The organism is Ruegeria sp. L12 (assembly GCF_056531745.1).
Genome location: NZ_JBQFMH010000007.1, coordinates 106140 through 128570 on the forward strand (window position 1 = coordinate 106140; position 22431 = coordinate 128570).

Genomic DNA, 22431 nt, shown 5'->3' on the forward strand with positions numbered 1-22431 from the left:
TGCCTGCATTCTGTGGGGAGGGGATTCATGAGCGACTATTACAATCTGGGCACATATTCCTGTGCGGTCAGCACGTCATCACCTGAGGCGCAGCTCTGGTTCGATCGCGGGCTGGTCTGGACCTATGGTTATAACCATGACGAGGCGGTTGCCTGTTTCCAGAAAGCCGCCGAGCACGACCCCGACTGCGCCATGGCCCATTGGGGCGTCGCCTATGCGGCAGGGCCGAACTACAACCTGCCGTGGGAATTGCGCGACGAACAGGGCCAAACCAAAGCGTTGGCGACTGCCTATGACGCGATGCAATGCGCGATGACTTTGCTGGACAAATGCACGCCGGTCGAGGCGGCGCTGATCCGCGCGCTGCCTGCCCGGTACCCGCAGCGGGACCCGGCCGAGGATATGCACCGGTGGGACTATGATTATGCCGACGCCATGCGCTCGGCTTTCGCTGATCACCCGGACGATCTGGACCTGCGCACGATTTATGTGGAATCGCTTCTGAACCTGACCCCATGGCAGATGTGGAACCTGAAAACCGGGCAACCCGCCGAAGGCGCGGCCACGCTCGAGGCGCAAGAGGCGCTGGAAACGGCGATGGCCGAAGACCCGGCGGCGATGTCGCATCCCGGTCTTCTACACCTCTATGTCCATCTGATGGAGATGTCGCCGACGCCGGAAAAAGCCCTGAAGGCAGGGGATATCCTGCGCACTCTGGTGCCCGATGCGGGGCATCTGGTACATATGCCAACCCATATCGACGTGCTCTGCGGCCACTACCAAAACGTCGTCCATTGGAACGCGCAGGCCTCGGTCGCCGATCTGAAATATTACGAGCGTGAGGGCGCGTTCAACATTTACACCGGCTATCGCCAGCACAACTATCACTTCACCATCTATGGCGCTTTGTTCCTCGGCCAGATGGAACCGGCCCTGCGCGCCAATCAGGGCCTGTGGGACACAACCCCCGAAGATATGCTGCGGATCGAAAGCCCGCCCATGGCGGACTATTTCGAAAGCTACATGTCGATGGGCCCCCATATCCTGATCCGCTTTGGCCAATGGGAAGAGGCGAAGGCGCTGGCATTGCCCGAGGACCCTGATCTCTATCGCACGCTCACCGCGACCACGCATTACGCCCGCGCCATCGCCCATGCGGCCACCGGCGAAGTGACACAGGCCGAATCCGAAGAACAACTGTTCCTCGCCGCCAAGACCTGCGTGCCCGAGACCCGCCGCCTGCACAACAACCGTGTCATCGACCTGCTGGAGATCGCAGCCGAAATGCTGCGCGGCGAGATCGAGTATCGCAAAGGCAATTACGAGATCGCCTACGCTCATCTGCGCCGCTCGGTCGAGTTGGACGATACGCTGCCCTATGACGAGCCCTGGGGCTGGATGCAGCCCACCCGCCACGCGCTGGGCGCGCTGTTGTTTGAACAGGGCCACGTCGCCGAGGCCGAAGCTGCCTATCGCGAGGATCTGGGTCTTGGCGGAGCGCTCAGCCGTGCCTCGGTTCACCCGGACAATGTCTGGAGCCTTAAGGGGTTGCATGATTGCCTGAAGGCACGTGGTGAGACGGTGGAAATCCGCCAGATCAAGCAACGCCTGGATCTCGCGCTTGCCCGCGCGGATCGTGCCGTCGGTGCATCATGTTTCTGCGCCCAGGCCGCGATGAGGGCCGCTGAATGAAAGTGACCCTTCTGGTGGCAAGCCTGCTGATCGCTGGCCCGGCCCTTGCGCAGCGCCAGACCTTTCCGCCCGTCGATGAGGCGGACAAAAACCCTTCATTGGTCGCATTCCGCGCCGACCTGCTGGCGAAGATCATGGCGCGCGACACCGACGCCGTCACCGCCGCCGCCTGCCCCGACATTTATCTCAGCCATGGCAGCGCCGGTGGCCCGGAAGAGTTTCACACCAACCTCACCGTCCCCCCGGAAACGCTTGGCGAAGAATTTCAGGACGAAGCCGCAGAGCTTCGCGAATATTACTGGACGCAATTGCAGGAAACGCTTTCGCAACCGGGATATTTCGACGATCAGGGCGAATTCTGGATGCCGCATCACTGGCGGATCACCCTGCCCGCTTCGGTGGACCCGTTCACGGCCTTCTTTGTCTCGGGGGAAAACGTCACGCTGCGCCAGACCCCGTCGCGCGGTGCGGCTATCCTGGCGCTGGTCAGCCATGAGATAGTGATCGTGCCTGACTTTCAGCCCGATGCGGAATACCAGAAAATCCGGCTGACTGACGGAACACCGGGCTACCTGCTCAGCGATTTTCTGACATCAATGGTCGGTTACCGCGCCGCGTTGGTCCAATCCGACGCGGGCGAGTGGCAGCTTTGCACATTCGTGACCGGCGACTAGGCTTTGGCCTTCTTCTTCTCGGCCACGACCTTCTCGGCCAGATCGCGGGCGATCGCAAAGGCCCCCTTGATCTTGTCGCTGTCCTTTTTCCAATCGCGCCGGACAACGATTTTGTTGTCCTTGACCTTGGCCAGCCCGCGCTGGTTCTGGATGAACTCGACCAGCCCCTGAGGTGAAGCGAACTTGTCATTGTGGAACTGGATCGTCGCGCCCTTTGGCCCGCCATCCAGCTTGGCAATGCCTGCGCGTTTGCACATCGCCTTGATGCGCACCACCAGCATCAGGGTGTTGACCTCCTTCGGCAGCGTTCCGAAACGGTCGATCAGTTCGGCGGCGAAACCTTCCAACTCGACCTTGGTCGACAGCGACGACAGGCGACGATAAAGCCCCAGGCGCACATCCAGATCGGGCACGTAATCCTCGGGGATCAGCACCGGCACGCCCAGATTGATCTGCGGCGCCCATTGGTCATCGGCGTCCGACAGCCCCTCCATCTCACCGGCCTTGATCTTGGCAATCGCCTCTTCCAGCATGGACTGATAAAGCTCATAGCCTACATCGCGCATCTGGCCAGACTGTTCCTCACCCAGCAGGTTGCCCGCACCGCGAATGTCGAGATCCTGCGACGCCAGCGTGAACCCGGCCCCCAGCGTATCCAGTGATCCCAAGACCCGCAGGCGCTTTTCGGCAGTCGCCGTCAGCCGCTGGCGCGGCTTGGTGGTCAGATAGGCATAGGCACGGGTTTTCGAGCGCCCCACCCGGCCGCGAATTTGATACAGCTGCGCCAGCCCGAACATATCCGCCCGATGCACAACCATCGTGTTCGCGGTCGGGATATCCAGCCCGCTTTCGACAATCGTCGTGGCCAGCAGCACGTCATATTTACCGTCGTAGAACGCGTTCATCCGATCATCGAGCTCACCTGCCGCCATCTGCCCATGGGCGACCACATAGGTCAGCTCGGGCAACTGCTCTTTCAGGAATTCCTCGATCTCGGGCAGGTCCGAGATGCGCGGCACCACATAGAAGCTCTGTCCGCCGCGATAGTGTTCGCGCAGCAGCGCCTCGCGGATTGTGACGACATCGAACTCGCTGACATAGGTGCGGATCGCCAGACGGTCGATGGGCGGCGTGCCGATGATCGACAGGTCACGCACGCCGGTCAGCGACAGTTGCAGCGTGCGGGGGATCGGCGTTGCGGTCAGGGTCAGCACGTGGATGTCGCTGCGCAACTGTTTCAGGCGCTCTTTATGCCCCACTCCGAAATGCTGTTCCTCGTCGATGATCAGCAGTCCCAGATTGTTGAACCGTATCCCCTTGGCCAACAGCGCATGGGTGCCGATCACGATATCCACCGTACCGCGCGCCAGCCCGTCGCGGGTCTGCTGTGCCTCTTTCGCCGAGACGAAACGCGACAATTGCCGAACCTCCAGCGGAAAGCCGCGGAAGCGGTCCATGAACGAGGCAGCGTGCTGACGTGCCAGCAGCGTGGTGGGCGCGATCACCGCGACCTGTACGCCAGACATGGCGGCGACAAAGGCGGCGCGCATCGCGACCTCGGTCTTGCCAAAGCCCACATCGCCACAGATCAGACGATCCATCGGTGCGCCGGAATGCATATCCTCCATCACCTCGGATATGGCGCGCAGCTGATCGTCGGTTTCCTGATAGGGAAAGCGCGCGCTGAAATCCTCCCACGCGTGCGGCGGAGGGTCCATCACGGGCGCCTTGCGCAGGGCGCGCTCAGCGGCGATGCGGATCAGCTTGTCCGCCATTTCGCGGATGCGCTCTTTCAGCTTTGCCTTCTTGGCCTGCCACGCGCCACCGCCCAGCCGGTCCAGCAGCCCCTCGTCATGGCCGTATTTCGACAGCAGCTCGATGTTTTCCACCGGCAGGTAAAGCTTGGACTGTTCAGCATATTCCAGCAGCAGGCATTCATGCGCGGCACCGGCGGCGGTGACCACTTCCATCCCCCGATAGCGGCCGATGCCGTGATCCACATGCACCACAAGATCACCGGGGGACAGCGATTGGGTCTCGGTCAGGAAATTCTCGGCTTTGCGGCGCTTCTTGGGTTGGCGGATCAGCCGGTCACCCAACACGTCCTGTTCCGCAATCACTGTCAGGTCCGGGGTTTCGAACCCGTGTTCCAGCGCCCAGACGGCCAGATGCAGACCGCGCTTGCCAACGCGGGTGCCGTTGGCCACAGGGATTGCCTCGGCCAGACCTTCATCCTCGATCAGCCCGGTCAGACGTTCGCGCGCGCCTTCGGAATAGGACGCGATCAGCACCGGCCCCTTGGCCATCTTGTCGGTGATGTGACTGGCCAGAGCGCCAAACAGGCTGATGCTTTCCTGCTGCCGTTCGGGGGCAAAGTTGCGCCCGATACGTCCGCCCGCGTCGATCACACCCGGGCCGCTGGCTTGCGGCAGCGGGCTGAACTGCAGCACCCGCCGGTCGCCCACGGCCAGTTCCCAAGCCGCATCATCCAGATACAGCAGACCCGGTGGCGTCGGTTTATAGACCGTATCCATGCGCGTACGGTTCTCGAGCGCCAGCTTGCGCGTCTCGTACTGATCGGCAATCGTATCCCAGCGCGCCAACCGCGCCGGGGTTACCTGATCGTCGAGCGAGATCGTCGCGCCCGGCAGATAGTCGAACAGCGTTTCCAGCTTTTCATGGAAGAACGGCAACCAATGCTCGATGCCCTGATGCTTGCGGCCTGCGCTGACCGCCTCGTATAACGTGTCATCGGTACCGGCCGCGCCAAATTCGATGCGATAGTTCTGGCGGAACCGGGTGATCGCGGCGTCATCCAGAATGACCTCGGACACCGGCGCAAGCTCGACCACCTCAAGCTTTTCCGTGGTGCGCTGCGAGACAGGATCGAACCGGCGCGCACCGTCCAGAACGTCTCCGAACAGGTCCAGCCGCACGGGGCCGGATTCGCCCGGCGGAAAAATGTCGATAATACCGCCCCGGATGGCATAATCACCGGGCTCCATCACCGTGGGGCTTTGGGTGAACCCCATACGGACCAGAAACTTGCGCAGTGCGTCCTCATCCACCCGACGATCGACCCGCGCAGTAAAGGCCGCCTCGCGCAACACGTCACGTGCGGGCACGCGTTGTGTTACGGCATTCAGCGTGGTCAGCAACACGAATCGATCCGGCATCTGGTGCACCAGCGCGGCCAGAGTCGCCACCCGCGCCGCCGCGATATCGGCATTGGGCGAAACCCGGTCAAACGGCAAACAATCCCAGCCCGGAAACACGAAAACCGGCATGTCGGGCGCAAAGAAGGCCAGCGCGGCCCGCATCGCCTCCATCCGCTTGTCGTCGCGCGCAATATGGCACACCGGCCCGCCCGAACGATCGATTTCCTTCAGGACAAGCTGTGCGTCAAACCCCTCGGGGGCGCCGCCAACCGTTACTTGGTTCGGAGCCGTCATCGCCTTGCCCTTCCTCGCGGTTACCAGCCCAAAAGGCCGATCGAGAAATTCTGGTACATCCCCCAAAGGGAGGTGATCAAGATTGAAATCATGCCGATGATCTGTGTGTAGACCCGGCATCGCGTCAGTGTTTTGGAAATCGCCTCAAGCGTCTTCTCTTGCCGACGCAATCGCCGCGCCGCCGCGATATTCACCAGCATGACGAAGCTCAGCGGAAAAAGCAGCAGGAACACGGCCTGCGCAAATTCGACACCATAGAAAAAACCCAGTGTCGCCAGACCGGTAAAGAAAAAACAACTCAACGCCAGAATGACCAGCCCGGATACGTCGACAATATACAACAAGCGGTTCACATTGATGCGCACGATGTCCAGCAGGTCCTGCTCGGTCTGGCCGCCCACCCGGCGCGCGCGCACCACCAGATCATAAGGAATGCCCATGGTCCAATGGCTGGCGGTTGACCACAGAACAGCCAACCCGATCCAATACCACAGATTCGAGAAGCTGCGCATGTCGATGAGTTCGAAGATCGAAGAGTATATGTCCAAGCACCAGCCCCTTATTCACTGTCTGCAGGGACCCTCATCGCAGTGACGCGTCCATTGTTACCCTTGAGACCACGCGCAATTCATGCCACCCAATGCGCAATTGATCAAGGAGAGTGCGCCATGAAACCCACCATCGCCCCCTATCCGCAGACCCGGTTCCGCAGGGCACGTCAATCCGAGGCGATCCGGGGGCTGGTGCGCGAGAACACATTGACGGTGGATGACTTCATCTGGCCGGTCTTTGTGCGCGATGGTGAAGGCATCGAAGAGCCCGTGCCGTCCATGCCCGGCGTCATGCGCCGCTCGGTCGATCTGATTGCCAAAGCTGCAATTGAGGCACGGGCACTGGGTATTCCGGCGATCTGCATCTTTCCCTACACCGATCCAAGCCTGAAAACCGAAGACTGCGCCGAGGCCTGGAACCCTGACAACCTGTCGAACCGCGCCATCCGAGCGATCAAGGCTGCCGCCCCTGATATCGCGGTGATGACTGATGTGGCGCTGGATCCCTATAACATCAACGGCCATGACGGCTATGTCGTCGATGGCGAGATCGTGAACGATCAGACCGTCGAGGCGCTGGTGAAAATGACGCTGGCGCAGGCTGAGACCGGGGCTGACATCATCGGCCCGTCGGACATGATGGATGGCCGCATCGGTGCCATGCGCAGCGCGCTTGAAGCGGCGGGGCATCAGAATGTGATGATCCTCAGCTATGCCGCCAAATACGCCAGTGCTTTCTACGGCCCGTTCCGCGATGCGGTTGGGGCCTCGGGCGCGCTGACCGGCGACAAGAAGACCTATCAGATGGACCCGGCGAATTCGAACGAAGCGTTGCGTCTGATCGAACGCGATCTGACCGAAGGCGCGGATATGGTGATGATCAAACCCGGCATGCCCTATCTGGACATCTGCCGCCGGGTGAAGGACAGCTTTGGCGCGCCGACCTATGCCTATCAGGTGTCGGGCGAATACGCGATGATTCAGGCCGCCGCACAGAACGGATGGATCGATGGCGAAAAGGTGATGCTGGAAAGCCTGCTGGCCTTCAAACGCGCCGGATGCGACGGCATCCTGACCTATTTCGCGCCCGAGGCCGCGCGTATCCTCCAGAGCTAACACCTCTGATTTTCGCAATTTTTCGCCGATTTGCTGCCGTTGCAGCACAGCTTTCCCGTGACAGACGGGCGCAATCGGCGTATCCTTGCGTACAAGATCGGGAATACCCGACATTTCAGGCATATATACAGAGACAGAGAAACATGAGCAGTTCCAATCTTCCCCGACTCAGCCGTCGTGGCTTTGCCTTTGGCATGGCCGGACTGACCCTGACCGCGGCTTGCGGCAACGGTGTCGGCAACTCGAACGCAGCCACCATCGACGCGCGCGTCGATGCGACGCTGACCGAGATGTACAACAAATACCCCAACACGCGTGAGATCGCCAACAAGGCCAATGGGATGCTGGTCATGCCGCTGATCACCGAGGCCGGGTTTATCTTTGGCGGTGCCTACGGTCAGGGTGCGCTGCGCATTCAGGGCGCGACGGTCGACTATTATTCGGCCATCTCGGGCAGTGCGGGCCTGCAGATCGGCGCACAGCAATATGCGCATGTGCTGTTCTTCATGACCGAAGAAGCCCTGAACGATTTCCGCCGTTCCAGCGGTTGGACCGCCGGGGCCGATATCGGCTATGTGGTTGATGCGACCGGAGAATCCCTGTCCACCGACACCACGCAGCTGCGCAAACCCGTGCTGGCGGCCGTCTTCGGACAGGCTGGCCTGAAGTTCGGAGCCACCGTCGAAGGCACCAAATATACGCGCATCATTCCCTGATCCCGCAGATACCCCCCCTCCCCCCTCGGACGAGCCCCGCTACATCTTGTGGCGGGGCTTTCAGTTTTGTTGGATATCCACAAATTCCTGTGTCATTCCTCTTTCGATCCGGTGGGTGTTCCAGTAACCTCGGCGCAAACGAATACTTAAGAAACTTGAGGGACAGATGGGTCTGGTTTTTCGCTGGCTGGTGAGACTTACGACAGGCCTGATCGTGCTGGCGGTCGCCGCCGTGGGGCTGGTCTATTTTCTGGCCAGCCAATCGCTGCCCGAATATGACCAAACCATTGAGGTCAAAGGCATAACCGCACCGGTCGAGATCGTCCGCGATACGGCCAACGTGCCGCATGTTCTGGGCCAATCCGACCCGGATGTGTTCTTTGGCCTCGGATATGCCCACGCACAGGACCGGCTTTGGCAAATGACCGTCCTGCGCCGGACCGTGCAGGGCCGGTTGTCCGAGGTATTCGGGCAGCGCACCGTACCTGTCGACAAGTTGTTGCGCCGGCTGGATCTGTATGGCCTCGCCCATCGCTCGGTCGAGGTGCAGGACGATTATACCAAGGCCGCCTTGCGCGCCTATTCCGCCGGGGTCAACGCACGACTTGCCGAGATCAACGAACAGGCGCTTGGCCGTGGCGCCCCCGAGATGTTCCTGTTCAACGCGCCTGTGCCACCATGGCAGCCGGGCGACAGCCTTGCCATCATGAAGCTGATGAGCCTGCAATTGTCCGGTCATCTCGCCGATGAGGTACTGCGCGCGCGCACGTCTCTGATACTGAATGATCCGGCGCGGCTGGCGGATATCCTGCCCGACGTGCCGGGCCCGGGGATTGCCGCCCTGCCCGAATACGCCGCTCTGTTCCCGATCCTGCCGCGATATGCGCAGGGCACGCCGATGCCCGATACGCCGCTTTCGCCCTTTCCCGAACGTGGTCTGGCAGGCGCGTCAAACGCCTGGACCGCCGCGCCGTCGCGTTCGGCCAGCGGGGGTACCTTGCTGGCCAATGATCCGCATCTGGGACTCACCGCCCCCGGCATTTGGTATCTGGCGCGACTGGAGCTGGCCAAGGGCGGTGTCATCGGCGCGACCATTCCGGGCATTCCCGCCATCTCTGCCGGGCGCAGCGAGCGTTTGGGTTGGGGCGTGACATCGTCTTATCTGGATGATCAGGATGTTCACATCGAACAGCTGAACCCCGACAATCCCGAAGAATACCTGACCCCCGCTGGCTACAAGCGGTTCCAGACCCGCCCCTCGATTATCGAGATCAAGGATGCGCCCCCCATCACCCTGATCCTGCGCTGGACCGAAAACGGCCCTGTCCTGCCGGGCACGCATTATGATCTGGGAACCATCACGCCTGCGGGCCACGTGGCCTCGTTGTCCTGGACGGCTCTCAGCCCGCGCGACACGTCGATGAGCGCATCGCTGGCGCTGATGAATGCCGATACGGTGCGCGAAGCCATAGATATGGCCGAGGATTACATCGCCCCATCGCAGAACCTGTCATTGGTCGACAAAGACACGATCGGGCTAAAACTGGTCGGTGCGATGCCCCGGCGCGATCTGAACAACCAGAGCCGGGGCCGCATCCCCACCCCCGGCTGGCTGGAGCGGAACCGCTGGCAGGGTCGATTGCCCTATTCCGACAACCCCGAATTCGTGGCGCCAGCCGGTGGCGTACTGGGCAACACCAACAACAAAATCATCGACCGGCCTTTCCCGCGTCACGTCTCGTATGAATGGGGCGACACACAGCGGGTCAACCGCTGGGAACGTCTGATGCAATCGCGCGAGGTGCACACCCGCGACAGCTTTATCGAGGCGCAACTGGATACGGTCAGCTTCACGGCGCGCTCGCTGCTGCCTCTGATCGGTGCCGACCTCTGGTTCACGGGCGAATCCGCGCCCGAAGGCACGCCCGAACGGCAACGTCAGATTGCGCTGGATCTGCTGGCCAACTGGAACGGCGAGATGAACGAACATCTGCCGGAACCCCTGATCTATGCCGCGTGGCTGCGCGCGCTGCAAATCCGCCTGATCTCGGACGAGCTTGGCCCGCTGGCGGCTGAATACAAACATGTGGAGCCGCTGTTCATCGAACGCGTTTATCGCGATATCGACGGGGCCTCGATCTGGTGCGATGTCCGCCAAAGCGCCCCGGTCGAGACCTGCACCAACATGGCCCGGCTGGCGCTGGATGACGCCATCATCTGGATTTCCGAACGCTACGGCAGCGCTCTGGAATCCCTGCGCTGGGGCGATGCGCATCAGGCCACCCACGACCATCCGGTATTGGGCGAGCTTCCGGTGCTGCGCTTCTTCGTCAATATCCGCCAGTCCACCAGCGGCGGTGACAATACTTTGCTGCGCGGACGCACCTCAGGCGAAGGGCCGGATCCATTTCAGAATGTCCATGGCGCCGGTTATCGCGGCGTTTATGACTTTGCCGACCCCGACAGTTCGGTTTTCATCACGGCAACCGGCCAATCGGGACATTTTCTATCGCGCTATTATGACGATCAGGCTCAGCTGTGGCGGCGCGGAGAATACATCCCCATGTCGCTGGATATCGGACTTGCCCGTGCGGCGGCGGTCGGCGTGACTGTGCTTAACCCGCGCTGATCATATCGGCAAATCCCCGCCCCTTTTTGCGCCCTGCGTAGACGCAGTTGTACGGCTGCGCCTGAACGCACAAGGTGGGCACATTGCACGAGGGGGGAAAGGCATGGGCAGCCTTCGCGATACGTTGAACAATCTGGCGCGCGACTACGCCATCGCCTGGAGTTCGGGCGATCCTGAAGCGGTCGCAAGCTTCTTCGCGCCCGATGGCCGGGTCACCATAAATCACGGCGAGACCCTGCACGGCCATGCCGCAATCGCCGAGATGGCGCGCGCGCTCTATTCGGATTTTCCCGATCTGGAAGTGCGTTGCGACATGATGCGTTGGGCCGGACCTCATGCCCTGTTCGTCAGAACCCTTGAGGGCCATCACAAAACCACCGGAAACCGTGTTGTCACCCGAGGTTGGGAACAATGGGAATTGACGCCGGACAACAAAATCCAATCGTCGCTGGAATGGTTCGATACGGATGAACGTCAAAGCCAGATTGACGGCCTCTAGGGCATTCGGGCGCTACTGTGAGGTTATTGAATACGTCCGGGGGAGGCCCTGCGTGATCTCATACCAGTCCGAATTCTTCGTCCGTGCCTGATGGGCATCAAACGCGGCCTGATTTACAAACACCTCAGACACATTGAACCGGCCGGGCTGATCCGTATCTTCGTGGACCTCAAACGACACACATCCCGCCTCCGCCCGTGTCAGCGCAATATGCGCAGGTAAAGCCTGCCGCACATGTTCCAAACGGTCTGGTGGGACCATGATATGCCCTCGGAGATAGACCTTTGCAGTGTCTTCGCGCGTCATCGGCTCCTCCTTGAGATGAGGCTGGCCACGGGTCACAGAGCCGCGAAGCGGGCCGCCTGTTTGTCGGTCCATAGCACCGTGATTTCGAATCCTTCTTCGGTCTGTTCCTCCGACCGCACAACATCCTGACGGAACAGCCAGGCGCGTTTTTGGCCATCGGCAAAGCCCAAGGACAGAGTGACCTCGTGCCGCGCACCCTGCAGGATCGTGGCGATTTCGGACAGCAAAGGATCAACGCCCTCACCCGTCACCGCCGATATTGCAAAGATCGACGGATCGCGCTCGGCCCGCGCCAATGCGGCTTCGCGCTCCTCGGGGCTCTGCAGGTCGATCTTGTTCCAGACTTCCAGCCGCGGGCGATCATCCTCGACACCTAGAGAGGTCAGGATCGTCTCGACATCCTGCGCCTGAGCGTCAGTCTCTTCGTGGCTGATGTCGCGGACATGCACAACCAGATCGGCGCCCAGCACCTCTTCCAGCGTGGCGCGGAATGCGGCGACCAGTTCTGTGGGCAGGTTCGAGATGAAACCCACCGTGTCCGACAGGATCACCTCGGGGCAGTCCGGCAGCTGCACCCGCCGCATGGTCGGGTCCAGCGTGGCAAACAGCATGTCCTTGGCCATCACCTCGGCCCCGGTCAGGCGGTTGAACAGCGTGGATTTTCCGGCGTTGGTATATCCGACCAGCGCGACAATCGGATAAGGTACCTTGGCCCGTGCCGCCCGGTGCAGCGTTCGGGTCTTCACCACTTTCTGCAACTGGCGACGCAGACGCACCAGTTGTTCGTCGATGGCGCGGCGGTCAGCCTCGATCTGAGTTTCCCCCGGACCGCCGACAAAACCAAGCCCGCCGCGCTGACGTTCCAGGTGCGTCCAGGCCCGCACCAGCCGCGTGCGCTGATAGCTCAGCGCCGCCATCTCGACCTGCAGCACACCTTCACGGGTGCGGGCACGGTCGCTGAAAATCTCAAGGATCAAGCCGGTCCGGTCGAGAATTTTAACCTTCCACGCCTTCTCCAGATTGCGCTGCTGGACCGGCGTCACCGGGCCGTCGATCAGGACCAGCTCGATTTCATTGTCATGCAGACGGTCGGCCAGTTCCTCGATCTTGCCGCTGCCGAAAAGCAGACCGGCCTGCGCACGCGGAAGGCGCACGATTTCGGACCCGACCACATCCAGATCGGGCAATGCGGCAGCCAATGCCACAGCTTCTTCCAGCGCCGGTTCGGGGACCCGGCGCTGTTCATCTGATTTGATTTCGGGATGCAGCACCCAGGCCCGGGTGCGCGCCCTCTCATGTTCCATCAAGAGGCGTCTTCGCCCTCATACAGGTTGATCGGCTGCGAAGGCATGATGGTCGAAATCGCGTGTTTGTAGACCAGCTGCGACTGTCCGTCGCGGCGCAGCAGCACGCAGAAATTGTCGAACCAGGTGATCACACCCTGCAATTTCACACCGTTGATCAGGAAAATCGTGACCGGGACTTTTGCTTTCCGTACATTGTTCAGGAACGCGTCCTGCAGATTCTGTCTGTCCGAAGCCATATTATTATAATCTCGCCATTGTTCTTGCTACGCGCTGCGGACCAACGCGCTCCCTCCGGCTGAGTATGGAGTGCTGCGCGCAGATATTCCAGATGAAAAATCAGGCAGTAACACCAACAGTTGACGATAGGTCAATCGCGCCACAGGGTGGGCGTGATCAGCGCAACGATGGCCAGCGTCTCAAGCCTCCCGATCACCATCGCCGCACAGAGCGTCAGCTTGGCGCCCACAGACAGATCGATCAGGCGGATCGGCACGTCGGTTGCCAGCTCGATCAACGGTCCCGTGGTGCTGAGGGCGGCGACGCTCAGCACCATTGCCTGTTCGAATCCGACACCCATCATCGCCAGCAGCAGGTCGAACACCGCCAGCGTCAGGGCGAACATCATCAGAAAGATCCAGGCGATGAACGCCCCATCGCTCTGGATACGGCGGTTGCCCCCGCCCTCGCCACTGACCGACGAGGGATAGATCAACCGGTCAATCTCGCGCTTGCCATTGAGATACAGCGCGAAGACCCGCAACAGCTTGACCCCACCCGCCGTGGTGGCCACCCCACCGCCGATCAGCGCCAGCCCCATCAGGATCAGGCCCGGCGTGCCCAGACCAGACAGTTGCTGCGCATCATTCCAGTTGGCGCTTTCAAACCCGGCAGTGGTCAGAAAGGACAGCGCGGTAAAGATCATGCCCCAGATCACATGCAGCGCCTGCAGCGGCGTCACTTCGAGGCTCAATTCGGCCACCCCGGCCAGAAAGCGCAGAAACAACAGGCTGGCCACGGCCAGAACGATCAGGAGACCGATGCGGAACTCGGGGTCCTTGTCCAGCCGCGAGTAGCCCGACGTCGCGGTGTCGGTCGAAAAGGTCAGCCGTGACAGGGCGAAGAACAGAAAGAGGAACAGGATCGCCTCACCCGTGATCCCTGCCGTTGATCCTTCGAGCCCTCCGACCGGAGAGATGCCCGAGGTCGCAAGGATCGACATCGCGTGGCAGACGGCGGTCAGGCCCTGCTCACCGGCGATGAGCAGCAGCACCCAGATCACCGCAGTCAGCCCCGCATAGACCGGTGTCAGCGTGCGCGTAACCCGGATCAGATGCCCGCGCGGGTCCACCTTCTCGCTTTGCGCCACGCCCGAGACCGGACGCCCCGGCTGCCCGCGCGCGGTGACCTCGAACCCGCCCAAAGACAGGGGAGCAAGGATCGCAGCAGCCGATATCCACATCAGCAGACCGCCCATCCAGCCAACCTGGGCGCGCCACAGATGCAGGGGTGCATTCAGGCGCGAGGGATCGGGGAACAGATCGGCCCCGGTGGTAGTCAGGGCACTGGCCATATCGAAATAGGCGTTCAGAAAGCTGGTGGTGCCCAATGCTTCGTGGAAAGGGATGGCCAGAAACAGCGGCAATATCGTGAAGGCGGACAGCAGAACCGCCAACTGGCCCAAGGTTCCACGGCGCGGGGTTCGGTTCGACATCGCCAGCGCGATGATCAACACCGCAAACAGACCTAAAAGCCCGGAATAAAAGAACGAGCGCGAGGTTTCGTGATCATCCAGCGTCAGAGCATAGACTGCCGGTATCCACATCAGAAGCGCGGCAATACCCCATATCATCAGCAACAGCGGCAATCGCCGCAGCACTCCGACCCGTTGCTGTTGGCGCGCCTGCAACATCAGAAGAAATCAATCGAGACCTGCATCAGCCGTTCGACCTCGGGTACGTCTTTGGCCATGGCGAAGATGGCAACCACGTCTTTCTCTTCGATCCGCAGACTGCCGGTCGGGCGCAAGACCTCATCGCCCTTTCGCACCGCGCCAACAAGCACACCTTCGGGAAAGTCGATATCGCGCAGCTTTTGCCCCGCCATGGGTGAGGTCGACAGCACTTCGGCCTCGATCACTTCGGCTTCGGCATCGCCGATGGAATAGACCTGACGCACGCGCCCGTGGCGGATGTGACGTAGGATGGAACTGACGGTGGTGGCGCGCGGGTTGATATAGGCGTCGATCCCCAGCGGCCCCATCAGCGCCACCATGCTGGGGTCATTGATCAAAGCAATCGCCAGGGCGCAGCCTTCGCCTTTGGCGCGCACAGCAGCCAGCATATTGGTGCGGTCATCATCGGTGACCGCCAGCATCGCATCAGCGCGTTCGATGCCCGCCTCGCTCAGCAGGGCGGAATCCAGACCGTCGCCATTCAGAACAATTGTGCGTTCCAGCGCCTCGGCAGCGATTTCAGCGCACTTGCGGTCGCGCTCGATGATCTTGGCACGCACCCGGCTTTCATGCTCTTCCAGCGTCCGGGCCACTTCCAGCCCGACATTGCCGCCGCCAACGATCACGACCCGATCCTGTTTGCGCTGCGCCTTGCCGAACACCTCCATCGTGCGATCGACATCCTTGACGCTGGTGAAGACGTAACATTCATCCCCCACAAACAGCTGATCCCCCGGTTCCGGAGCAAACAATGTGCCTTCGCGCCGTACCCCCACCACGATCGAGCTGAGGGTCGAGAACAGGTCGGTCAGCTGGCGCAGTGGTGTGTTCACGATAGGACAATCTTCTTCGACGCGAATGCCCAGAAGCTGCGCCTTGCCATCCATGAAAAGTTCGGTGTCAAAGGCCGAAGGGGCCGAAAGGCGCCGCATGGCGGCCGCTGCAACTTCACGTTCGGGGCTGATCACCACATCAATGGGCAGATGATCACGGCGATAGAGATCCGAGTGGATCGCTTCCAGATACGACTTGGACCGCAACCGCGCGATCTTGCGCTGAATCGAGAACACCGAATGGGCCATCTGGCAGGTGACCATGTTCACCTCGTCCGAATGGGTTGCGGCGATGATCATATCGGCATCGCGGGCCCCTGCCCGATCCAACACATCCGGATAGCTGGCAAAGCCGGCAATCCCCTGCACGTCCAGCGTTTCGGTCGCGCGGCGCACCAGATCGGGGTTGTTGTCGACCACCGTCACATCGTTCAGCTCGCCCGAAAGGTGACGCGCAATCTGCCAGCCCACCTGACCGGCACCGCATATGATGACCTTCATAACACTGGCCCTTCTGCCTGAAATCTTTGAATGACAGATGCCCCCAAAGCGGTCAATTGAATTGTCATGCTGCCTGAGCTGCGGCATGATAAGCACATGAAAACATTGCTGCCCGGCCTGATCTGCCTGCTGACCCTCTCCGCTTGCGGCCCGCTATCGCTCTACTACCGCGAAGGTGAGAGCGTTGCGCGCATGCAGACCGAGACCACCGCCTGTCAGGTGCAGGCGCTGAAAGACGCCCCCGTGGCCAATCAGGTCCGACAGAGCCCGCCGACCTATTGGCCGGGTCGTACCTATTGCGACGGTCGTGGTCGGTGCTATCGCAATCCCGGCTGGTGGGAACCGGGGCGGGTTTATACGGTCGATGTGAATCAGGGGTTGCGGAACAAGGTCGAAGCTCAGTGCATGGCGTCCAAGGGGTATCGCCCTGTCAGCTTGCCGCCCTGCAAACAAGGGGTAAAATCGAGTGTTGCCCCCGCTCGTACAACCACATTGCCGCCGTTGAGCACAGCATCCTGTTTCGTGAAGTTTGACGATGGCTCGTTCCAGATCATCACGCCCGGACAAGCGGGCTGATACTCATTCCTGGCTGACAGCCGCCGCGCGGCGCAACCCCAGAAACATGTGCACTATCATGGCGATGGCATAGAAGCCCAAAACAGCCAGGAACATTGCCGCCTCACCCTGACCCACTAGAATCGCCAGCAGAACCGGCGTGCCCAGCAGGTTTCCGGCATTTCCCATCTGCGCCATTCCACCATAGCTGAGCGCCTGAGCCTCTGCCGTGTCGTTGAGCTGGGGCACCGCCGCAAAGCTGCCGCCCTGCACCAGCCCCAACACCGCAAACAACGCGACACAGCCAACCGCCAGCGGAGCGCCCATGAACAAGATCCCGATGGCCACCATACCCAGACCAAAGCCGAGATTGACCACCGTGACGCAGGAAAAGGCGTTCAGAAGCAGAGGCACCAATAGCCAGGACAAAGCGATCCCGGCTAATGGCATCAACGCCGCGACTGACGCGCCCTGCGCCTCGGGCAGCTGTCCGGGCAAAATCGCCAGCAGCGAGACAAAGGTCAGCGTATAAAAGAACCAGCCAATCGCCGGGGCCGAGATAAAGGGTGAGCGATAGGTTCTGACATGCGCCGCAACAAATTCAGCCCATCCACGACCGGTTTCCTCGATCGTTCCCATCTCGACCCTGATCCGGCTCAGCGCGATCATCGTGGCGATCAACAGCATCAGGGCTCCGTGCAGGGCAAAATAAGCAGACAATCCGAAACGGTCAACAATCGGCAGACCGAACCACGCATTCAGCGCAAAGGCGACGCCAAAAAATGTGCTCCACAACACCATCGCAAGATTGCGCGCCTTGCCAGTTGTGATCTGCGCAATCAGTGTGGGCGCCGCCACAACGATTGCCAGATGCGACACCCCTTCGACCACACGGCTTGCCAACATAAGGTGGAAACCCGGCAGGCTGGCTTGCAGCACAGACAACACTCCGCCCAGAACCAGACCCGACAAAAGCAGACGCATCGGCCCGACCCGCGCGGTTATCGCGCCAGAGGTCGCTCCGAACACAGCGCCCATCAGGCTGATGATCGACAACAGCCAGCCAATCACCGCAGACTGTCCCGGATAAAGCAGGCTGATTTCGGCGAAGGGCACTGCGATCTTGGCGAACTGCGTGGCAGCGCCAAGGCCCGCCAGCCAGATCAGGATGACCTGCACAAATCTCAGGTAAGGATGTGTCATACCCCGGATTTAGCCTGCCCGCTCATCCACGGAAACGCATAAATTATGCGGCGCGCCCTCGCGAACCGCTGACCAGACGTACCGGAGTGCCATCAGCCAGGTAAAGCCGCTCCCAAACGATCTGACCCGCGCTGATCCTGATGCGGTCATGCACGGCCTCAGAGGTCAAAAACGCCTTGGGCGCGGGGGTATGCATGTCCCACCAGCCTTCGTTCTGCAGCTCTGCCTCGGCCTGCCGGATTTCATCTGTTGCAAATTGCCATAGTGAAACGCCCAGCAACGCGGTCTGAGACGTCTTCCAATCACGGGCCCGGCTGGCTGAATAGGCCAGACATGTATGGCTGGCTTCCTCGACCAGATGAACGCAGTCGGTCGAATGGGCCACCAGCCTTTTCAGCGCAGAATCCTGAGCTCGCACCGGACCAAGGATTGAAAAGACGCCCTGCTGAACCTCAGCCGAGGGCGCCTGAGCCCCGTTTTCCCACCGCGATATCGTGGCCTGATCGACCTCCAGCATATCGGCCAAAGCGGATTGCTTGAGGCCGACCGATCGGCGCAGCCGTCTGAGCCTGCGACCAAAGGCAGGATAACCGATAGGCCCTGTGCCATCAGCCTTGGCATACCTGCTGATCATACGGCCCCCCTTTGGTCGGCGAAATCACTCTGCCGGTTCAGGTTCGTCAATCTGCGCGACACGTGCGCCCGATTTGTTCGAAGTCACGACCCCCAGCGATTTCAGCTTGCGATGCAAGGCGCTGCGTTCCATGCCGACAAAGCTGGCGGTGCGGCTGATATTGCCGCCGAAACGATTGATCTGGGTCAGCAGATATTCGCGCTCGAACGCCTCGCGTGCCTCACGCAGCGGCAGGGTCGCCAATGCGCCAGACAGAACAACACGACCGGACTCATCGGATTTTTCTTCCTCGCTCGGCAGTTCGCGCGCCTCGATCGGGCCGGTGCCATCGCCAAGGATCAGCACACGCTCGATCAGGTTCTTCAGCTGGCGGACATTGCCGGGCCACGTCATCGTTTGCAGCAGCGCGACCGCCTCGTCTGTCAAATCACGGGCTGGCAAGCCCTGTGTCTCGTTGCACATCTCGATGAAATGCTGGGCCAGAACCGGAATATCCTCGCGCCGTTCTTCCAGAGACGGAACCGCAATCGGCACAACGTTCAGGCGATGATACAGCTCTTCGCGGAAGCGTTCGGCTGCAATCTCAGTTTCCAGATCGCGGTTGGTCGACGAGATGACGCGCAGATCGACCCGCACCTTGTCACTGCCACCCACCCGCTGGAACTGCTGATCCACCAGAACCCGCAGGATCTTGGACTGCGTGCCCAAGGGCATATCGGCGACCTCATCGAAATAGATCACGCCGCCATGCGCCTCTTCCAGCAGCCCGGATTCGATCCCGCGCTCCGAGGATTCGCGCCCGAACAGAACCTCTTCGACCCGCTCAGGCTCGATCCCTGCGCAGTTCACCGTAACGAAGGGGGCATTCGCGCGGTTGGAATGGGCGTGGATATAACGTGCGGCAATTTCCTTGCCGGACCCGGCAGGGCCGCTCAGCATCACGCGCCCGTTCGATTTGGTCACCTTGTCCAACTGACCCTGCATCGCCCGGAACGAGGCCGACTTGCCGATCATGTCGGAACAGCTCACCTCTTTGCGCTTCAGCGAGGCATTCTCGCGGCGCAGCCGCGAGGTTTCCATCGCGCGGCGGATCACCACCATCAACTGGTCAATGTTGAAGGGTTTTTCGATAAAATCATATGCGCCTTGCTTGATGGCAGCCACGGCGATCTCGATATTGCCGTGGCCCGAAATGATCACCACTGGCACATCGGGGTTGTCGCGTTTCACCGCCTTCAGGATGTCGATCCCGTCCATACGGCTGTCCTTCAGCCAGATATCCAGAATCAACAGCCCCGGAGGTTCGGCATTGATCGACGACATACACTCGTCCGAGTTTGCCGCCAGCCGGGTGGAATAGCCTTCGTCCTCGAGAATATCGGACACCAATTCGCGAATATCGCGTTCGTCATCTACGATCAGAATGTCGCTCATCTTTGGCCTGCTTTCAGTTTGTTTGTTTTAATCGCCTGTTTTTCCGGCGCGATTGTCGGGTCGCCTGAGACCCCGGGAAGACGAATGACAGCCATCGCGCCGAAATGGTCCTGTCCGTCGAATGTGGGCGCATCTTCCAATGTCAGCGCTCCGCCATGTTCTTCGATGATTTTCTTCACGATAGGCAAGCCGAGGCCGGTGCCCTCATCACGAGTTGTAACATAAGGTTCAAACAGCCGCGCCCGGTCTTCGGGCAGGCCGATACCGTTGTCGGCAATAGTGATTTGCGTACCCGCATCGTCGCCCGAAACCGCCACTTTGATCTGAGGTTTCAGATTGTCCGGTGCGCCCTTTTCTTTCAGCGTTCCAATGGCTTCGCCTGCGTTCTTGATCAGGTTGGTTAGCGCCTGGCTGAGCATGGTGGCATCCACGTCCGCCATAATCGCATCCCCGGGCAGATCGGCGTCGATCTGCACATCCGGCTGCCCGGCCTGCTGCAGCAACACTGCCTCACGCACCAGGCCCACAATATTCTCTTCCCGCCGATCCGGTTCCGGCATCCGGGCGAATTTCGAGAACTCATCCACGATCCGCCGCAGATCGTTGGTCTGCCGCACGATCACGCCCGTCATCGACTCGAGACTGTCGCAATCTTCCTCATCCAGCTTACGCGAGAATTTACGTTTTATGCGCTCGGCGCTCAATTGGATCGGGGTCAGCGGGTTCTTGATCTCATGCGCGATCCTTCGGGCCACGTCCCCCCAGGCCGCCATACGCTGGGCGCTGACCAGATCGGTCACGTCATCGAAGGCCACCACATAACCTTCCAGCCCGCCATCTTCGCCGCGCCTAGTAGCCATGCGCACCAGCAGGTTTTCCAGCTGCCCCTTGCGGGTCACCTTGACCTCGCCCTGCACCGCTTCCTGCCCGCTGGATTTCAGGTCGTCGAACAGTGGCAGGAACTCGGGCACGGCAATGCCGATGGCCAGATGCTGCTCTCCGCCTGACCAATCCAGCAAACGTTCAGCCGAACGGTTCACAAAGGTCACGCAGCCATCGGGATCGACCCCCACGACACCCGAAGTCACAGAACTCAGCACCGAGTCGAACAGCCGCCGCCTGCGCTCGATGTGGCGCGTGTTTTCCAGCAGCGTATCGCGCTGGCCTTTCAACTGACGGGTCATCTGGTTGAAGTAACGGCCCAGCATGGCGATCTCATCATCGCTGGCTTCTTCGTAGACCTGAACGCTCAGATCCCCGGCACCAACGCGTTGCGCGGCCGTCGTCAGGCGGCCAACCGGGCGCGACAAACGTTCGGCAAACCACATGCCCAGTGACATGGCGGCCAGGATCAGGATCACCGCAAAGCCCAGATACAAAAGACCGAATTCGAACAGCACCCTGCCCCGTTCACTCTCTAGCTGGCTGTAGAACTGCGCCGTTTCCTTGGTTTCATCCAGCAGCGTCAACAGCTCGCCATCAACCTCGCGGCTGACATAGAGATAGCGGTCCAGATAAGCCTGCAGCGGAACAAGCGCGCGGAATTCGCTGTTTTCCCAATCGGCGATGATGACCATGCCCTGATCATTCGCCTCAATCATCTCTTCCGGCGTTGGGGCTTCGTAGTCGAACAGGTAGGAACGATCGCCACGCGACCGGATCTCACCAATGCCATCTATTACATAGGCCTCGCGCAAGCCGCGCTGAATTTGCGCCTGCCCCTGGGCCAGAACCTCACGCAGTTCGGCATCCGAGATGTAGTAGTTCAGCGTTCTCGCGTTATCCAGAAACCGCGCCAGTACTGTGGCATCCTGCGTCAGACCCTGCCGGTGCTCCTGTTCATAGGCCTCCGCCGCACTGAGGGAAGAGCCCACAACCTGACGCACCCGATCCGAGAACCAGCCTTCAAGGCCGATATTCACGGTCAGACCGGCGAAGATCGCCACCGTAACAGTCGGCACCAGAGCCAACAGCGTGAATGCGCCGATCAAACGCAGGTGAAGGCGCGACCCTGCCGACTTGGCCCGCCGCGCTGCGATCAGACTGAACAGCTGCCCCAGCACAAGTGCGGCCACGACCAGCACGTAAACCAGATCAGCCAGAAGAATCAGCCGCAGCGTCGGGGCTGCGGCACCAAGATCGAAAGGACCGATGACCAGATATGTCGCCAGCGCCAGAACCGGGCCCAACATAACAAGGCCCAAGGTGCTGAAATTGCGCATCTTCCGGGACTTGCGCCACCGGTTGATCGATAGGATCGGCCCGTTCTGTGCCCGGGTTGCCACCGTCTGCCCTCTTACTGATGTGCCGCTTTCGCGGCGTACCGCCATATGTCGTGGTCGTTCCCGGGTGCGAACCCGAATGCCACGGTTTGTGTG

18 protein-coding genes are annotated in these 22431 nt (G+C 60.8%); 7 read left to right on the forward strand and 11 right to left on the reverse strand.

Annotated elements, in window-relative coordinates; translation table 11 throughout:
* The first annotated feature begins 27 nt into the window (after positions 1–27).
* Together ACR0K9_RS12670 and ACR0K9_RS12675 are read left to right on the forward strand one after the other, a co-directional pair.
* Entirely contained in the window at positions 28–1692 is a 1665-nt protein-coding gene (locus tag ACR0K9_RS12670) for a tetratricopeptide repeat protein (protein WP_480823687.1), read from the forward strand.
* On the forward strand, positions 1689–2366 hold the full coding sequence (locus ACR0K9_RS12675; RefSeq protein ID WP_480823689.1) for an SH3 domain-containing protein: 678 nt from the start codon (positions 1689–1691) through the stop codon (positions 2364–2366). The genes ACR0K9_RS12670 and ACR0K9_RS12675 overlap by 4 nt, the downstream gene beginning before the upstream one ends.
* On the opposite strand, the gene mfd is transcribed toward ACR0K9_RS12675, so the two are convergent.
* Complete coding sequence (gene mfd, locus ACR0K9_RS12680) at positions 2363–5818, reverse strand: transcription-repair coupling factor (protein WP_480823691.1); 3456 nt, start codon at positions 5816–5818, stop codon at positions 2363–2365. The genes ACR0K9_RS12675 and mfd overlap by 4 nt on opposite strands.
* A 20-nt stretch (positions 5819–5838) precedes the next feature.
* Positions 5839–6366, reverse strand: a complete 528-nt coding sequence (locus tag ACR0K9_RS12685; RefSeq protein ID WP_480532144.1) for a component of SufBCD complex — start codon at positions 6364–6366, stop codon at positions 5839–5841.
* A gap of 120 nt (positions 6367–6486) precedes the next feature.
* Between ACR0K9_RS12685 and hemB the strand changes: the two genes are divergently transcribed.
* The 4 genes from hemB (at position 6487) to ACR0K9_RS12705 (ending at position 11329) form a co-directional block, all read left to right on the forward strand.
* Entirely contained in the window at positions 6487–7485 is a 999-nt protein-coding gene (gene hemB / locus ACR0K9_RS12690; RefSeq protein ID WP_480823692.1) for a porphobilinogen synthase, read from the forward strand.
* 143 nt (positions 7486–7628) lie between these two features.
* A complete protein-coding gene (locus ACR0K9_RS12695; RefSeq protein WP_480532140.1) occupies positions 7629–8201 on the forward strand; it encodes a lipid-binding SYLF domain-containing protein in 573 nt (190 codons plus the stop codon).
* Between the two features lie 166 nt (positions 8202–8367).
* The gene (locus tag ACR0K9_RS12700) at positions 8368–10830 is read left to right on the forward strand and encodes a penicillin acylase family protein (protein WP_480823693.1); all 2463 of its coding nucleotides are present in this window, start codon (positions 8368–8370) and stop codon (positions 10828–10830) included.
* 103 nt (positions 10831–10933) lie between these two features.
* Positions 10934–11329: a nuclear transport factor 2 family protein gene (locus ACR0K9_RS12705; RefSeq protein WP_480823694.1), complete on the forward strand. Its 396-nt coding sequence runs from the start codon at positions 10934–10936 to the stop codon at positions 11327–11329.
* A gap of 12 nt (positions 11330–11341) precedes the next feature.
* Here the strand turns inward: ACR0K9_RS12705 and ACR0K9_RS12710 are convergent, their stop codons facing one another.
* The 5 genes from ACR0K9_RS12710 to trkA form a co-directional block, all read right to left on the reverse strand.
* Complete coding sequence (locus ACR0K9_RS12710; protein WP_480823696.1) at positions 11342–11635, reverse strand: putative quinol monooxygenase; 294 nt, start codon at positions 11633–11635, stop codon at positions 11342–11344.
* A 32-nt stretch (positions 11636–11667) separates the two neighbouring features.
* The gene (gene hflX / locus ACR0K9_RS12715; RefSeq protein WP_480823698.1) at positions 11668–12939 is read right to left on the reverse strand and encodes a GTPase HflX; all 1272 of its coding nucleotides are present in this window, start codon (positions 12937–12939) and stop codon (positions 11668–11670) included.
* A complete protein-coding gene (gene hfq / locus ACR0K9_RS12720; RefSeq protein ID WP_005982826.1) occupies positions 12939–13178 on the reverse strand; it encodes an RNA chaperone Hfq in 240 nt (79 codons plus the stop codon). The genes hflX and hfq overlap by 1 nt, the downstream gene beginning before the upstream one ends.
* Before the next feature lie 131 nt (positions 13179–13309).
* On the reverse strand, positions 13310–14851 hold the full coding sequence (locus ACR0K9_RS12725; RefSeq protein WP_480823700.1) for a TrkH family potassium uptake protein: 1542 nt from the start codon (positions 14849–14851) through the stop codon (positions 13310–13312).
* Entirely contained in the window at positions 14851–16227 is a 1377-nt protein-coding gene (gene trkA, locus ACR0K9_RS12730; protein ID WP_480823702.1) for a Trk system potassium transporter TrkA, read from the reverse strand. Before trkA ends, ACR0K9_RS12725 begins: the two co-directional genes overlap by 1 nt.
* Before the next feature lie 96 nt (positions 16228–16323).
* On the opposite strand from trkA, the gene ACR0K9_RS12735 reads away from it, so the two are divergent.
* Positions 16324–16803: a hypothetical protein gene (locus ACR0K9_RS12735; protein WP_480532126.1), complete on the forward strand. Its 480-nt coding sequence runs from the start codon at positions 16324–16326 to the stop codon at positions 16801–16803.
* Between the two features lie 3 nt (positions 16804–16806).
* On the opposite strand, the gene ACR0K9_RS12740 is transcribed toward ACR0K9_RS12735, so the two are convergent.
* The 4 genes from ACR0K9_RS12740 to ACR0K9_RS12755 are packed head-to-tail and all read right to left on the reverse strand — an operon-like array spanning position 16807 to position 22275.
* Positions 16807–17985, reverse strand: a complete 1179-nt coding sequence (locus ACR0K9_RS12740; RefSeq protein WP_480823703.1) for an MFS transporter — start codon at positions 17983–17985, stop codon at positions 16807–16809.
* Between the two features lie 43 nt (positions 17986–18028).
* On the reverse strand, positions 18029–18619 hold the full coding sequence (locus ACR0K9_RS12745) for a helix-turn-helix transcriptional regulator (RefSeq protein WP_480823705.1): 591 nt from the start codon (positions 18617–18619) through the stop codon (positions 18029–18031).
* Between the two features lie 24 nt (positions 18620–18643).
* Entirely contained in the window at positions 18644–20053 is a 1410-nt protein-coding gene (gene ntrX / locus ACR0K9_RS12750) for a nitrogen assimilation response regulator NtrX (protein ID WP_480532120.1), read from the reverse strand.
* The gene (locus ACR0K9_RS12755) at positions 20050–22275 is read right to left on the reverse strand and encodes a sensor histidine kinase NtrY-like (RefSeq protein WP_480823860.1); all 2226 of its coding nucleotides are present in this window, start codon (positions 22273–22275) and stop codon (positions 20050–20052) included. Before ACR0K9_RS12755 ends, ntrX begins: the two co-directional genes overlap by 4 nt.
* Between the last annotated feature and the right edge of the window lie 156 nt (positions 22276–22431).

Coding starts and splice junctions, on each gene's coding strand:
- ACR0K9_RS12725 (WP_480823700.1), bottom strand. CDS start 14,851: ATGTTGCAGGCGCGCCAACAGCAACGGGTCGGAGTGCTGCGGCGATTG.
- ACR0K9_RS12740 (WP_480823703.1), bottom strand. CDS start 17,985: ATGACACATCCTTACCTGAGATTTGTGCAGGTCATCCTGATCTGGCTG.
- ACR0K9_RS12745 (WP_480823705.1), bottom strand. CDS start 18,619: ATGATCAGCAGGTATGCCAAGGCTGATGGCACAGGGCCTATCGGTTAT.
- mfd (WP_480823691.1), bottom strand. CDS start 5,818: ATGACGGCTCCGAACCAAGTAACGGTTGGCGGCGCCCCCGAGGGGTTT.
- hflX (WP_480823698.1), bottom strand. CDS start 12,939: ATGGAACATGAGAGGGCGCGCACCCGGGCCTGGGTGCTGCATCCCGAA.
- ACR0K9_RS12705 (WP_480823694.1), top strand. CDS start 10,934: ATGGGCAGCCTTCGCGATACGTTGAACAATCTGGCGCGCGACTACGCC.
- ACR0K9_RS12735 (WP_480532126.1), top strand. CDS start 16,324: ATGAAAACATTGCTGCCCGGCCTGATCTGCCTGCTGACCCTCTCCGCT.
- ACR0K9_RS12675 (WP_480823689.1), top strand. CDS start 1,689: ATGAAAGTGACCCTTCTGGTGGCAAGCCTGCTGATCGCTGGCCCGGCC.
- ACR0K9_RS12670 (WP_480823687.1), top strand. CDS start 28: ATGAGCGACTATTACAATCTGGGCACATATTCCTGTGCGGTCAGCACG.
- ntrX (WP_480532120.1), bottom strand. CDS start 20,053: ATGAGCGACATTCTGATCGTAGATGACGAACGCGATATTCGCGAATTG.
- trkA (WP_480823702.1), bottom strand. CDS start 16,227: ATGAAGGTCATCATATGCGGTGCCGGTCAGGTGGGCTGGCAGATTGCG.
- ACR0K9_RS12695 (WP_480532140.1), top strand. CDS start 7,629: ATGAGCAGTTCCAATCTTCCCCGACTCAGCCGTCGTGGCTTTGCCTTT.
- ACR0K9_RS12710 (WP_480823696.1), bottom strand. CDS start 11,635: ATGACGCGCGAAGACACTGCAAAGGTCTATCTCCGAGGGCATATCATG.
- hfq (WP_005982826.1), bottom strand. CDS start 13,178: ATGGCTTCGGACAGACAGAATCTGCAGGACGCGTTCCTGAACAATGTA.
- ACR0K9_RS12700 (WP_480823693.1), top strand. CDS start 8,368: ATGGGTCTGGTTTTTCGCTGGCTGGTGAGACTTACGACAGGCCTGATC.
- hemB (WP_480823692.1), top strand. CDS start 6,487: ATGAAACCCACCATCGCCCCCTATCCGCAGACCCGGTTCCGCAGGGCA.
- ACR0K9_RS12755 (WP_480823860.1), bottom strand. CDS start 22,275: ATGCGCAATTTCAGCACCTTGGGCCTTGTTATGTTGGGCCCGGTTCTG.